General features: G+C 29.2%; 14 protein-coding genes. 3 read left to right on the top strand and 11 right to left on the bottom strand.

The genetic code is table 11. The features are described from left to right. Positions 1-163: 163 nt before the first annotated feature. The 7 genes from OW730_RS13545 to OW730_RS13515 form a co-directional block, all read right to left on the bottom strand. Positions 164-622, bottom strand: a complete 459-nt coding sequence (locus OW730_RS13545) for an NUDIX hydrolase (protein ID WP_271224589.1) — start codon at positions 620-622, stop codon at positions 164-166. A 30-nt stretch (positions 623-652) separates the two neighbouring features. Beyond that, the gene (locus OW730_RS13540; protein ID WP_271224588.1) at positions 653-1,198 is read right to left on the bottom strand and encodes an RNA 2'-phosphotransferase; all 546 of its coding nucleotides are present in this window, start codon (positions 1,196-1,198) and stop codon (positions 653-655) included. Positions 1,199-1,238: 40 nt separating this feature from the next. Further along, positions 1,239-1,694 carry an NUDIX domain-containing protein gene (locus tag OW730_RS13535; protein WP_271224587.1) on the bottom strand — a complete coding sequence of 152 codons (456 nt, stop codon included), beginning with the start codon at positions 1,692-1,694 and terminating at the stop codon, positions 1,239-1,241. Between the two features lie 80 nt (positions 1,695-1,774). Next, positions 1,775-2,329, bottom strand: coding sequence for a GNAT family N-acetyltransferase (locus tag OW730_RS13530; protein WP_271224586.1), 555 nt, complete (start codon positions 2,327-2,329; stop codon positions 1,775-1,777). Beyond that, complete coding sequence (locus tag OW730_RS13525) at positions 2,319-2,867, bottom strand: hypothetical protein (RefSeq protein WP_271224585.1); 549 nt, start codon at positions 2,865-2,867, stop codon at positions 2,319-2,321. The genes OW730_RS13530 and OW730_RS13525 overlap by 11 nt, the downstream gene beginning before the upstream one ends. A 198-nt stretch (positions 2,868-3,065) precedes the next feature. Next, positions 3,066-5,270 carry a DNA topoisomerase III gene (locus tag OW730_RS13520; protein ID WP_271224584.1) on the bottom strand — a complete coding sequence of 735 codons (2,205 nt, stop codon included), beginning with the start codon at positions 5,268-5,270 and terminating at the stop codon, positions 3,066-3,068. Positions 5,271-5,528: 258 nt separating this feature from the next. After that, positions 5,529-6,842 carry a transglutaminase domain-containing protein gene (locus OW730_RS13515; protein ID WP_271224583.1) on the bottom strand — a complete coding sequence of 438 codons (1,314 nt, stop codon included), beginning with the start codon at positions 6,840-6,842 and terminating at the stop codon, positions 5,529-5,531. 227 nt (positions 6,843-7,069) lie between these two features. On the opposite strand from OW730_RS13515, the gene OW730_RS13510 reads away from it, so the two are divergent. Beyond that, complete coding sequence (locus OW730_RS13510; RefSeq protein ID WP_271224582.1) at positions 7,070-7,891, top strand: transglycosylase domain-containing protein; 822 nt, start codon at positions 7,070-7,072, stop codon at positions 7,889-7,891. Here the strand turns inward: OW730_RS13510 and OW730_RS13505 are convergent. After that, positions 7,774-9,033 (bottom strand): NlpC/P60 family protein, encoded by a 1,260-nt coding sequence (locus OW730_RS13505; RefSeq protein ID WP_271224581.1) that lies wholly within the window; start codon positions 9,031-9,033, stop codon positions 7,774-7,776. The two genes, OW730_RS13510 and OW730_RS13505, sit on opposite strands and share 118 nt — an antisense overlap. Positions 9,034-9,183: 150 nt before the next feature. Here OW730_RS13505 and OW730_RS13500 point away from each other — a divergent pair, with 150 nt between their 5' ends. Together OW730_RS13500 and OW730_RS13495 are read left to right on the top strand one after the other, a co-directional pair. Next, positions 9,184-9,564, top strand: a complete 381-nt coding sequence (locus OW730_RS13500; protein WP_271224580.1) for a GntR family transcriptional regulator — start codon at positions 9,184-9,186, stop codon at positions 9,562-9,564. A 24-nt stretch (positions 9,565-9,588) separates the two neighbouring features. Beyond that, a complete protein-coding gene (locus OW730_RS13495; protein ID WP_271224579.1) occupies positions 9,589-11,145 on the top strand; it encodes a DUF1648 domain-containing protein in 1,557 nt (518 codons plus the stop codon). Between the two features lie 46 nt (positions 11,146-11,191). Here OW730_RS13495 and hisS read toward each other — a convergent pair whose 3' ends face one another. The 3 genes from hisS to OW730_RS13480 form a co-directional block, all read right to left on the bottom strand. Next, entirely contained in the window at positions 11,192-12,454 is a 1,263-nt protein-coding gene (gene hisS / locus OW730_RS13490; protein ID WP_271224578.1) for a histidine--tRNA ligase, read from the bottom strand. 299 nt (positions 12,455-12,753) lie between these two features. Then, positions 12,754-13,614 (bottom strand): SDR family oxidoreductase, encoded by an 861-nt coding sequence (locus tag OW730_RS13485; RefSeq protein ID WP_271224577.1) that lies wholly within the window; start codon positions 13,612-13,614, stop codon positions 12,754-12,756. 55 nt (positions 13,615-13,669) lie between these two features. Further along, positions 13,670-14,149 carry a hypothetical protein gene (locus tag OW730_RS13480; protein WP_271224576.1) on the bottom strand — a complete coding sequence of 160 codons (480 nt, stop codon included), beginning with the start codon at positions 14,147-14,149 and terminating at the stop codon, positions 13,670-13,672. Positions 14,150-14,176 lie beyond the last annotated feature (27 nt).

Below are 14,176 nucleotides of genomic sequence, written 5' to 3'. Positions count from 1 at the left end.
ATATCATTTAATCGTTAGTTTGTATATTTTTTACATATAATTATAACCATTTTTATAATTCCTCTTGCTATTCTTTTGGGTTCCAATTCAAGGTCTATGTGAGCAATTCTACCTTTACATACTCATATAAACAATATAATCTAACACTGCCTATTCTAAACATTTATTTTTTATCTTTAGTCTCAAAAATATGTACCAATCTATTTTTTACATCACGTAAAATAGGCTTATTGGATGGCGTAATTTCCTGTGGGAATTTATCTATTTCAAAGAACTTCAATTCCTTACTTTCAACTCCATCTACTTTCATAGTACCGTTAAATCTATTTGTTATATAGACAATATTAATAAAATATACTTCATTTCTATCAGGATAAATCCAATGTTGTTCTTCTCCAGAATAAACATTAAATAGGCTAAGCCCCTCAACAACTAAATTAGTTTCTTCAAACACTTCTCTTTTTGCAGTTTCCTCTGTAGTTTCGCCTAATTCCATGCAACCTCCTGGAATACTCCATTTATTATTATCAGTTCTTCGTTGCAGTAGTACCCTATTCTTTTCATCTACTATAATAACACCAGCTGCAGGTACGTGTTTAGCTGATCTGCTTAAATTTGACATGTTACGACTCCCCAATTCTTCTTCATAATCTTACCATTCTACAATTATATACTCACTAGGAACATAATCCGTTAGCCAAACCCCATTCTCTGATAAATAAAACTTGAACCCGTCCCTATGCATCTTTCCTGCTTCTATTTTGAGAATGATAGCTGTTCCCCTTCTATTACCTACCTTCTCAGCAGTTTTAATATCACCACTTAGATGAACATGTTGCCTGGACATTTTTAATAATCCTTTATCTTTTATATTATCTAAAAACCTATCTACAGTACCATGAAATAGAATGACCGGTGGCACTGATTCTTTTAAACCTAGTTCAACATATATGGAATGTCCCTGATTTGCTCTAATCCTTTTCTTATCTTCACTAAAAGAGTATCTCTGTTTATTGTCAGTTTTAACTATTTTATTTAAATCTTCTATTGTAATTTTCTTACCAAAAGCATTCATCTTATCTAATAGTTCTTCTACTGAACACCATCCGTTTCTGTCCAGCTTTATACCTATCACTTGTGGCTTATGCCGTAAAATCATACTTAAAAATCTACTTAAATTTGTACTTTTATTCTTCATAATTCACCTCAAAAATTACATCAATTTCTCATTTACTGTATTAATTCAAATCACCAACATAAAATTCATTTTTAACTGTATAATCCAAAGTTCTAATTTTTTCTACTAAATCCTTTGGAAAAAATCTAACTGTATCCAACTCATTAATATCAATCCATTCTATTCCCACTTGATCTTCATCTGGTTCTAGCTCATAAATATTTTCTTTCTCAAGTTCACATGAAAATATATGTTCTACAACATGTATATCCTTATCTGTTAACGCATTTTCATGATTCGCCCCAATATACTCTCTAACAAAAACTATATTTTCATTAGAAATACTTGCTCCAACTTCTTCTCTTACTTCACGCCTAACTGCATCTATTAAAGTTTCTCCAAACTCTTGACCGCCACCCGGCAAGATATACATATATCCTTTTTCATCTTCTTTCTTAATAGTTAGTAATTTCTTGTCTCTTATTATTAATGCCTTTACTGAACTTCTAATTTTCATCTTTAAAGCCTCCCTAATAAAGTAATTTTTTATTGTGATAAAATCAGATACTCTTCTACATAACTCTACTAGACAAAGTATTATTCCTTCCATTCACGTTTAAGTATGGAATAGTTAAGTTGATCATATTTTTCTTCTTTAATCCAATAATGTTCTCTTAGCCTTCCATCCAATGTAAAACTAAACTTCTCTAAAATTTTTATAGATGGGATATTATTTGAAGATGTTGTTGCATATATCTTATTTAGATTTAATTTATCGTCTGTAAAAATTTCTTGTATAAACAGTGACAACATAATAACACCTAATCCTTGACCCCTATTGGAACTAGGTATATAATATCCAAATTCAGCACTATGATTCCTTGGATTAAAATCAAATAATGCAATTTTTCCTAAGGGGTTATTATACTCTTTATTTTTGATTAGTATGTATATTTTTTGATTCTCTTCAGATATTGCCTTTAATGTTTTATTTGTGTATTCCTCGAATGACTGGGGTATTCTCAAAGGACGACAAGTATATTTTTCAAAGTCTTTTTCTTCAAGATTCCAACTAAATAGAGGTTGAAGATGACTTTCTCTTAATGTGATTAATTCGTATTCTTCATTGGAATTCAAAAATTTATTCTTCAAACCCTTCTCCTCCTTTATTAATATATGAATTATATATTTTAAAACTTATAGTAGAATATGTTGCTAAGGAAAATAAAACTATAAGAATTGTTATACCTTCATTTATTTCCTTTGCCACACAGAAAATAATACTTATAACTAAAACTATGAAATATAGTGATCTATGTGCTGATTTTTCACTTTTATTTGCAAAATTATGCATAGATAACTCCATTGACATGATATACGCCACTAATGCTTGTCCTATAGTAATTAGTATAGTAATCTTAAATGATACACCATTAACCAATAAAATCAAAATAAAAGTAAAATAATATGGAATTGAATACAACATTATGTTTTTAAGTAATTCACGAATATTATTTTTCACAACAATAGTAATACTCAAGAAAACTCCAAAAGTAACTGGAAAGTAAAACCTATGACAGTCATTAAGAATATTATTTATATCATTATTAAAAATTTCATTAAGAATTATTATTATAAAGCTATTTATTATTCCTAATAAGAATTTTTTAAGAATTGTCTTTTTGTTCACTCTACTTATACCATCCTAAAGATTCAATTTAATAAATTTATTATACATTTTTATATTTTACTTCCAACATATTCTATTGTCAACATTTCTATCCATAGCGTCTGACCCCAATACATTTTTTTCCTGCGTACCAGGTCCGCATACTTTTTTTTCAAAAAAAATAGTACAATCAAGTAAGTACTTGATTATACTATTTATCTATTTATCTAACTTAAGTTTTGCCAATGCATCTGCAAATGCTGAGTTTATTGGTTCTTCCGCCTCTTGTTTTTGCTTCTTCAGATATTTATTAACATCTCTTTTTGTTACTTTACTATTATTCTCACTCTTTCTCTTTTGGAAAACTGAAAGCTTCTCTCTATAGCTGCAGTTAGGACATACGAATATCTGCCCTTCACCTTTTCCTCTTAACTCAAGCTTCTTATGACATTCTGGACATCTAGCATTAGTAACTTTAGATAATCCTTTTCTATATCCACACTCTCTATCCTGACATACTAGCATCTTACCTCTTTTACCATTAACCTCAAGTAAGTACTTTCCACACTCAGGGCATTTAGCTCTTGTCATGTTATCATGAGTATACTTTGCTGTACCACTCTTAACATCGTTAACAAGCTTTGTTGCATAATTTCTCATGTTATCAATGAATTTCTTATTATTTATCTTTCCTTTACTTATCAAGCCTAATTCATTCTCCCACTTTGCAGTAAGTAATGGTGATTTTAAGTCAGCTGGAACTAAATCAATAAGCTGCTTCCCTTTTGAAGTAGGGAATATCTCTTTACCCTTTTTCTCTATAACGAAGGAATTAAATAGTTTTTCTATAATATCCGCTCTTGTAGCAACTGTTCCAAGTCCACCTGTCTCCCCAAGGGTTTTAGCATGTTCTTTGTTTACATGTATATATTTATGTGGATTCTCCATAGCTGATAACAATGTGGCTTCATTGAATCTTGCTGGTGGCTTAGTCTTTCCACTGTTAATATCAACTGATGTGAACTTAATCACATCTCCTTTATTAATCTCTGGTAGCATTTGGTCTTTAACCGAATCTTGCTTTCTATCATCTTCTTCATTATCAAAGTCTGTATCTCTGTCATAAACAGCCTTCCATCCTTTTGATTTAACTATTTTCCCTTTAGCTATGAAATGCTCACCATTAACCTCAGCTTTTACTGTAGTTTGAACATATTCAAATGCTGGTAACATTACACTGAAGAATCTCTTAACAACAAGCTCGTAAATTTTAAGTTCTTCACTGCTAAGACTTCCAATGCTAACCTTCTGCTCAGTAGGAATTATTGCATGGTGATCTGATACTCTGCTATTATCCACAAACCCCTTATGAGCTCTTATCTTACCATTTAATATCTGTGTTGCAAATCTTCCATATGAACCAATTGATGCAGCCTTTAGTCTCTGTGGAAGTGTTTCAACTATATCAGTAGTTATATATCTTGAGTCCGTTCTTGGGTAAGTAAGTACTTTATGCTGCTCATATAATCTTTGCATAATTGAAAGAGTCTGTTTAGCTGAGTATCCATATCTCTTGTTTGCATCTCTCTGAAGTTCAGTTAAGTCGTATAAAGCGGGTGCATAGTTTTTCTTATCTGTTTTAGTTACTTCAATTATCTTTCCACTCTGCCCTTTAACCTTTATCATAACTTTCTTTGCTTCTTCTTCATTAAAAGTAGTCAATTGACCTTTTTTATTTATCCAGTTTAAAGAGAATCCATTTACTTTCCCTGATACTCCATAATAATCTTTTGGTTTAAAGTTATTGATGTCTTCTTCTCTCTGAACTATCATTGCCACAGTAGGCGTTTGAACTCTTCCTGCTGATAATTGTGCATTATATTTACATGTTAGAGCACGCGTTACGTTAAGTCCAACAATCCAGTCAGCCTCTGCTCTACACATTGCTGCTCTATATAAATTCTCATAATTTTTTCCTGGTTTTAAATTCTTAAATCCATCCTTTATTGCCTTATCTGTCTGCGATGAAATCCAAAGACGTTTTATTGGTTTTCTAAAACCTACTTTATCTATTATAAGACGTGCTACAAGTTCCCCTTCTCTCCCAGCGTCTGTAGCAATAACAAGTTCACTAATATCTGGTCTGGTCATCACTTTCTTAACTGCTGTGAACTGCTTACCAGTCTTTCCTATAACATTTAATTTCATTCTATTTGGCAGCATAGGAAGTGTATCCAAACTCCACTGCTTATATTGATTTCCATATGCCTCTGGATCAGCTAAAGTAACTAAATGTCCTAAAGCCCAAGTAACTATATATTTATCACCTTCAAAATATCCATTTCCTTTTTTCTTACAATTTAAAACTCTTGCAATCTCTCTTCCAACTGAAGGCTTTTCTGCAAGAACTAATGACTTACTCATACTATTCTAGTCTCCTTTCATTGTTGACTATATATGATTAACTATACTATTGAAATTTAATAACTCATCTATCTAAACTATCACATTATTTCAATTATATAGAATAGCTATTTCAATTCTTAATCTATCTCTAGTCTATCTTTTATATTACCATGAAATAACCAACTTATCCATAACACACTATCTCAATAAAAAGAGCCCCCACTGCCTGCACTAAAAAAAAGTGGACAGCTGTACACTGTCCACCATGTTCTTACTTTATTTTAGATTAACAGATACTACTCCTATTGCATCATCAAAACTATATGAAAATGCGCCTTTATAACCAGACTTTCTTACTATAGAAGGTATATCTACAATCATATCCTTAACCAAGATATTTATGTCTTTTTCATTATTCTTGATTTTCTTTTTTATTAATGAGATTAATTCTGCTTCATCTTTTGCATATGATTCATTTTTTACAAAATAGTTTTGCTCCATAGAAATAGCTTTGATATAGTCCTCTTCATTCCATACATGACTTTTCTTTATAAGTTCATCAGAGATATTAAAATAGTTTCTTCTTAAAATATTCTCTTCTTTTGATATTGGATCATCAAATGTTGCATCTAAATGATAATATGCCCCATTCAATTTTACTAAATTCCATACATGACTTTCACCATTTGCATTTCCAAAAATCAATTGATTCTCTATATTGAACTTATCAAGGAAATACTGCATTGTTTTTGCATAACCTGTACAAACTGCTTTTCCTTCTATTAAAATTCCATACATAGAATATGCACTATCTTTTAATGTATTATTATTTAAGTTTTCTATGTCATAAACTGCATTGTTTATTATATAATCATGAATTGCTAATTCTTTTTCATAATCATTCATAGAATCATTTACTACATTGTTTAAAATCCAATCAATCTTAGTGTTAAGTTCAATCTTCATATCTTCAATTTCTTGTGAGGTATATGTATAATTGAATATTATACTATCAACAATTCCTTGAGATGTCTCGTAATTGTAACTAAATCCACCATAATAGAATATTTCAGGAGTATTATTAATAATGCCATTAACAAGCTCAACTATCTCATCCTTATTAATATTATATTCTTTAATTACAACCTCTTTTTGAGCCAATAGTAATTCTGATTTTAACTTCCCTTTAACAAGAGCTTCATTATCTTCAATATTAAAGGGCATTATTACTCGTTGTTTTAGGGGAACTCCATTTGATGATTTAAGTTCTTTTTCTATTATTAGCTTGTATGTTTCACCTTTTTCATAACTTTTTGTAGGACTAACCACCACTGTATCATTTTTTAACTGAACATTAACTGGTGCCCTATCCCCTTTAGAATCTTGAACATATACATAATCTTCTATAGAATCTGCCTCTTCTAATGTCATATTGAATTTTATTGTCCATACCTTGTCATTCTTAACATAACTTTTCAAATACTTGTCCCAAATTATTTCATTATCACTTGCAAATGCTGTACCAATATGTAATGTAACTAGCAGCCCTATAATTGCTGCAAATCTTAAATACTTTTTAATTTTTTTCACTTTATCACCTCTATATCAATATAAATAATGTTATCATTACATTCTATTCTATTATTTATATTTTATCATCTTTTATTAAATTACTAAAATTTAATTTATATTAATTTATGAATAATTTATTAAAAGAAATAAAATATCCCAAAAAGCTGAAACTTTTTGTCAATCTATGCGTATATCTAAAGCAAAAGAATTAAAATGATTATAACCAAAATTTGGAGTTGATTTAAATGAGAAGAAAGATATTGATTTTTTTACTTGTTTTTATTTCCTTCACTTGTTTCAATATTTGTGGTTTAAAAGAAAAATGTATCAGGAACAATGTGAAGAACTTAAAAAGAAATATAATTGCTCATAGAGATGACTATGTAACAATGGATAAACTTCCTATAAACTTAAAAAAAGCTATAATTTCAGTTGAAGATAAAAATTTCTATTCACATATAGGTTTTGATCCACTAGCAATAGGTCGTGCATTTATAAATAATGCAAAAGCTGGTCAAATTGTTGAAGGTGGAAGTACAATAACTCAACAACTTGCTAAAAATGCTTTTTTAAGTAATGAAAGAACTTATACAAGAAAATTAAAAGAACTTGCACTATCAATACAATTAGAATTAACATACTCAAAAGAAGAAATTTTAGAAATGTATTTAAACTTTATATACTTTGGTGAAAATACTTATGGTGTCCAAGCAGCTAGTAAAAAATATTTTAATAAAGATATATGGGATTTGAATTTAGAAGAAAGTGCCCTTCTTGCTGGTATACCTCAATCTCCCAACACACTAAATCCAATTATTAATAAAGAAAAAGCACTTTGGAAAAGAGATATAGTTCTTGATTCTATGGTTAAAAATGGATTTATAGATTCTTATCTTTGTAAAAAATCAAGGGATACTTTAGATGTATCCCTTGTTCCACACAGTCCAAACTATTCAAAAGAGAGAATTGTATCTATTGAATCCAGATACTTAACTCCTTTACTGGTCTCAATCTCTAAATCGGTAACTACTATTTTATTACCACCTATCTCTCTTCCTTCCTTATAGAATCCTCCTGAGTCATGAATAATATATCCACTTCCATCATCATCATCTCCTAAATAAATCATAACATGACCAGGCAAAAAAATTGGAAACCCAATAGCATATTTATTCAATGCAGCTATTTTTTCATCTTCTCTTAATTTTGATATATCCAAAATATTAGCACCTTTAATTGACTTTTGATCACTTGCATTTCTCGGTAAAACTATTCCAAAACACTTGTATACATCTCGAATATAAGCAGAACAGTCTCGTCCTTTATTTTCTCCTCCCCATGAGTATGATTCTCCTAATAATTTAAATGAAAGTTCTAATATATTTTTCTTGTTAAATTTCAAAAAGCCCCTATTTACTTCTTGTTTCTTACTTACAATCACAATCTCTTCTTCTGATAATTTTCCTTCTAATTGTGGAATATAACATTCGTAATATTGATCTTTTTCTCGGTATATTGGTAATACTGTTCCTAATGGCAATTCAATTTTTCTAGAATTATATAACCCATTTGAATTTGCCCCACATGAAATTACAATATCCTCTGCTTCAAGATACTTAATCAAATTTTCTTTCGAGCAAAGCTTGATTCCATCCTTTTTCACCCATCCCACATAATCTCTGCATATCACTAAATACCATTTACAATCTAAACTCTCGTGTATAACTATCACTCCGTCTCCAAAATATAAGGCTGACTCAACAAATCTGTTATGTTTATCATTATAATCCTTGTATGCATTTCTTTCAGTAGGATATGCTCTTACATTTAATCTACTTTTTGCTACCCCAAACTTTACGTTGATAGGACAATTATCACCACTAATATTAGAATGCCAATTGATATTCATATTCTTAATTATTGAATTATAGTCATTAATAGTAATATGTTTTTTTGCACTATCTATATACTGATTATATTCAAAATCATAAAACATTCTTAAATATTGTATTATATTCTCATGTGTTACAGATTCCATATTTTGGGCCAAATCACAAATATCAAATATTTTTTTTTGATTTTTAAAATTTTCATCGTTTATTCTTTTTATTTTTTCATAATTAGATATTTCTTCATTAAGTCCTTCATACTTTTTAGTCCAAAATTTTAAATCAAATGTATATCCATCTCTTTTTTTTCTACTGCTCAAAACTTCACCCCCTAACCTTTTATAATTTATTATATTCTTATTTTTATTTTTTTTTCCTTTTACTTGAAATCTAATTATATATTGAAGATTCAATTGCACTGTTATATAATTAATATAACAAACATAACTTGTATTTAAGGAGATGATATCTTGTTACTAAAGATTAATTTTGAAAGCGATATCCCTATATATATACAAATTAAAAATCAAGTTATTCATGGTATTGCACGAGGTACTCTAAGGCCTGGTGAAATCCTTCCATCTGTACGTCAACTGGCTTCTGATATAGGAATAAACATGCATACAGTAAATAAATCCTATAATCTTCTTAAATCAGAAGGATATATCGTTGTTGACAGACGAAAAGGAGCCACAGTTCTTCCAGTAAGAACTACTTCTGATCCAGTTTTCAAAGAGGAAATGACTGAAGATTTAATGACACTTATTGCTTCATCAATATGTAAAGGTTTAAAAGAAGAAGAATTTATTGAACTTAGCAAAGATATTTTTAAGGACTTTTCGTCAAAATAAATTTGCTTATTGGGGGTTTAAACTATGAAAAAGATAAATAAGAAATATCTTATATCCTTGATATTGATTACTTTGACAGTGCTTTTCTCATCTTGCAGCACTATCAAGAATACAGAGAAAAACTTAGAAAAGAAATTACCTTCAAATTATACTGAAGATCAAAAAAATAATATGGAGAATACCGCTGAAGAATTTATTAATTATTTCGGTAATGGAGAACTTGAAGAACTTACCTTAAAAATTCCTTTAACTAAACCAATGAAAGATTTCTTCTTATCAAAGAATGCTAAAACTCTTAAGAAAAAAATAATAAATGGAGAATTTTTAGGAGTTATAGATTCTAATTTCATTATAAAATTTAATGCACCTTGTGTTCATATTAAAGTTCAGGGAAGTAAAGGGCCCACTGAATATTATTTATATTTCCTTGAATCAGGTGAAATTTCTGGTTTTAGGCTTGCAAGTTCTACTAATCATTATGAAAATATTAATTCCTTTATTACTTTATTCGTAGCATTCATTATTATAGTTTTATTCTACTTCATGCCAATTTTGAGTCGTAAAGAGTTATTCTTTGGAATTAGGGTTCCCGCTGAAAAAGCTGATGATAAAGAATTAGCTGGAGTTTATTCCTTATATAAGAAACTGTTCCTGATAATTATTGCACCAATAACCTTAATTTTAATAGGAATTTCATTTTTAAAAATACTATTTATTCCTATGTATATTACTTTGTTTGCTGTAATGATAATGATATGTGGAGTATATCTAATTTGTCACAAAAAGACTCAATATATAAAAAATAAAAATCAGTGGAATATTAATAAAAAACAATTTGTTTACGTAGATACAGAGTATGTTTCTTCGAAAAGAAAAAAAGTTGCCATATCACCACTTTGGTATTTAATACCTATATTAATTATCACTATCTCAAGTATTCTAATATGGATTAATTATGATTCAATTCCAAATTCAATAGCCATTCATTGGAATATATATGGAGAAGCTGATAATTGGATTACTAAAACACCTACATCTGTTATGACTGCACCAATAATACAACTATTTGTAACTATTCTAGTTCTTTTTGCACATATGACAATTTGCTGGTCAAAGCAGCAGATTGATACCTCGGATCCTGAAACCTCAATGAAGAAAGATAGAATTTTTAGAAGAAGAGTATCAATATTTTTATTTGTTATAGTTCTTTATTCAACATTTATAATATCTTTGTTTAATCTAATAAGTTTAAATATTTTTAATCTCAATAAAACACTAACTGCAGTTATTTCAATTTCTTTCTTTATAGTTATTGTTTGTAGTGGGATATATATTGCATTCTTTACAGGTCAAGGTGGAAGCAGATTAAATTTAAACTCTGAAAAACCTAATACATCTCAAAGCAGAAATGACGATAAATTCTGGAAGTTAGGTGTCTTTTATGTTAATAAAAATGACCCAAGTATATTTGTTGAAAAGAGATTCGGAATTGGCTATACAGTGAATTTTGGAAACCCTTTGGGAATAGGTGTACTGATAATTATAATCTTACTGATATTAATACCTTCATTCATACTTTAGCACAAAGTAAAGCAGGTTCTCACAATGAGAACCTGCTTATTATTTATTAGATATCTTTTATTTCAATCTCTTCTTGATTTTCTCTATAAACTACAAATGATTTGTATCCTTCTTCACCTAATCTACTAATTTGCTTACCTAATTTCTTCTGCTTCTGAATAAGTGATACAGCCATTCCTTTTTCTCTTAAAGAATCTGCGTATGAAAATACTTTAACCACTTCATCATTCTTAAGATCATATAACAATGCAGTTTTTTCTTCTTTACATGGTATTTCAAAGTTTTTCTCTTGTAGTATTGCAATTATTCTTTCAAATCCTATTGAGAATCCAACAGCAGGAACATCATTCTTCATGAATCTTCCAATCATCTTGTCATATCTTCCACCACCTGCTATAGATACTCCAAAATCACTATATTCAATCTCAAATATCATTCCAGTATAATAACCCATTCCTCTAACTAAAGATGGATCAAATACTATTGAGAAATCACCCTTTTGTGAAGAAACAACTGTAATAACAGCTTTTAATGATGCAATAACTTCTTCCTCAACACCAATATCTTTAAGACCATCAAGATCAAATCCTTCTTTAGATAAGATTTCAAGTGAGTTGATAAACTTAGTTATTACTTCTTCGCTGTATTCATTCTTAATAAGTTCGTTCTTAACCCCGTCCATTCCTATCTTGTCAAGTTTATCTAGAGTTATACAAATGCTTCCAACATTCTCACTTGGGAATCCAGCTCCTATTATCATTGCTCTAAGCACTCTTCTATCATTAACTCTTATTTTAAAACCTTTAAAAGAAAGTTTTGATAATGCTTCAGCAGTTGTTGAAATAAGATCTAGCTCTGCTCCGTAAGATTCATCTCCAATAATATCAATATCACATTGTACAAAAGAACGGAATCTTCCCTTTTGAGGTCTTTCTGCTCTATACACCTCTCCAATTTGAACACTCTTAAACTGTGCTGGAAGTTTAGCTTGATTGTTAGCATAGAATCTGCTTAATGGAAGTGTTAAATCGTAACGTAATCCCATATCAACTAAATCCTTCTCTTGAAGATCTTCCTTTGTAAGGTTGAGCTTTTCTCCTCTTTTTAATATCTTATATATTAGCTTAATGTTTTCTCCCCCTTCACTTCCCATTAAGATATCGCTATTTTCAAGAGCTGGTGTTTCAATTCTTGTAAAACCGTGTTTCTTATATACTCCTAAAATTGTCTCTTTAACATAATCTCTTAATTCCACTTCTGCTGGAAGAAAATCTCTAGTTCCTCTAACTGGATTCGTATTTACTTTCATTGTTATCCTCCTTATAATTTCAAATTCTTTTCCTATAAAATAAAAACTGCCTGTGCTATACACCGGCAGTGACATTTCTTATTGATCATCACACAACAGCGTAAGCAACACAATTAGCGCTTACACTTTTCAAGAAAAAGTAAACGCTTACATATGGTGATGATGATGATGTAATTTTTCGATTTTATTTAAAATACTAATATTCATAAAAACACATCCTTACAAGAGATTATTTTTCAATCTCACTTTTATTAACAATATCATATAATAGTACATATTTCAAGTTTTAATTACTTTAATCATATTAATGAATATTCTTTAAGAGCTTTTACTATTCCCTCTTCTGTATTTGAGAATTCTATTCCTTGTTCTCTAAACTTAGCATTACTAATTCTTAGATCTCTAGGCTTATTTTTAAATCTCTCAAAATCTTTTTTAAATTTATTATCCTTCAAATCATCTCTTCCTAAAACATTAATTATGCTTTCTACTACGTGGTAACGGCTAAGATTATTCTCGCTTCCAGTGTTATAAATCCCATATGGAATAGAAAATAATTTAGGAATATTATCTACTATATCATAAACATATGTCATACCTCTGAATTCATTCACAGGTTCTGTAAACTCTTTTCCACTTATGATATTTTTAATTGTATTAAATAGTATGTTACTATTCACTTTGAGGTTCCTTTCAGGCATTCCAAAGAGCCATGTAAGTCTTAATATCCAAACTTCATGTAAAAGAGCCTGTATCTCTTCCTCTGCTTTCAATTTATGCTTACCATAAACTGTATTAGGAACTGGTAAGGTTTCTTCACTATATGGACCACTCTCTTCATTTCCATTATATACTTGTTCACTGCTCATATATACTAACTTAGCATTAATATTTTTACATGCTTTTGCAACATTTATACTACCTTGAACATTAATTTTATAAGATAATTCAGGATTATTCTCACATTTACCAGTGTCAGCAATAGCAGCTGTATGTATCACTATATCTGGATTAAAATCTGTAAACTTTTTTTCAACATTATCTCCATCTGTTATATCTAACTCATTCCTACCTAGAGCAAGTATTTCATATTCTTTTTCAAACCTCTTCTTGAATCTCGTTGCTAAAAATCCTGTTCCGCCTGTTATTAAAATTTTCATGATAACCACTCCTAACTATATGACTATCTTAATTTTACCATTTAATTCATATAACTTAAATGTTTTGATTTATAAATTCAATTATATCATTATAATCTTTTTTTCTTAATATAACATTTTTCCTAACTTTCTTTCCTTGATCATTAATTATTACCAACTCAATTCTTCTGTTTCTATAATTTCTTAACTCTAAAATATCTTCCCACTTGAAAAATTCAAATTTCCTACACTCATTAGGTAATACTATACCTTCAGTACTCACCAAATATTTTTGTATTCCGTTAGTCACAATAGTAGATAATAAAATTAATTGCCATAAGGAAAATATTATTCTATTACTATTATCTATAAATATAAGTACAATTATAATTAATAAGAATATCATCTCTAGAGCTATTATTTCTTTTTTTAAGTTTAAACCTTTAAATTTAACTTCACCTGTAAATTTTATTTCACTATAACTTAACATTGTTCCTATTATCATACACACTGAAGCAATCAACATCATAATGCTTATAATTAGATTTGTATCCATAATGTCTCCCCCTAAAAGTCATATAGT

Source organism: Oceanirhabdus sp. W0125-5 (genome assembly GCF_027938815.1).
Taxonomy (GTDB): Bacteria; Bacillota; Clostridia; order Clostridiales; family Clostridiaceae; genus Oceanirhabdus.
Note: the sequence above shows the minus strand (reverse complement) of the source record. Positions and strands in the feature narration are given on the sequence as shown.

Excerpts from the sequence above, each read along its gene's own strand:
- OW730_RS13545 (WP_271224589.1), bottom strand. The coding sequence starts at position 622 with ATGTCAAATTTAAGCAGATCAGCTAAACACGTACCTGCAGCTGGTGTT.
- OW730_RS13540 (WP_271224588.1), bottom strand. The coding sequence starts at position 1,198 with ATGAAGAATAAAAGTACAAATTTAAGTAGATTTTTAAGTATGATTTTA.
- OW730_RS13535 (WP_271224587.1), bottom strand. The coding sequence starts at position 1,694 with ATGAAAATTAGAAGTTCAGTAAAGGCATTAATAATAAGAGACAAGAAA.
- OW730_RS13520 (WP_271224584.1), bottom strand. The coding sequence starts at position 5,270 with ATGAGTAAGTCATTAGTTCTTGCAGAAAAGCCTTCAGTTGGAAGAGAG.
- OW730_RS13510 (WP_271224582.1), top strand. The coding sequence starts at position 7,070 with ATGAGAAGAAAGATATTGATTTTTTTACTTGTTTTTATTTCCTTCACT.
- OW730_RS13495 (WP_271224579.1), top strand. The coding sequence starts at position 9,589 with ATGAAAAAGATAAATAAGAAATATCTTATATCCTTGATATTGATTACT.
- hisS (WP_271224578.1), bottom strand. The coding sequence starts at position 12,454 with ATGAAAGTAAATACGAATCCAGTTAGAGGAACTAGAGATTTTCTTCCA.
- OW730_RS13485 (WP_271224577.1), bottom strand. The coding sequence starts at position 13,614 with ATGAAAATTTTAATAACAGGCGGAACAGGATTTTTAGCAACGAGATTC.
- OW730_RS13480 (WP_271224576.1), bottom strand. The coding sequence starts at position 14,149 with ATGGATACAAATCTAATTATAAGCATTATGATGTTGATTGCTTCAGTG.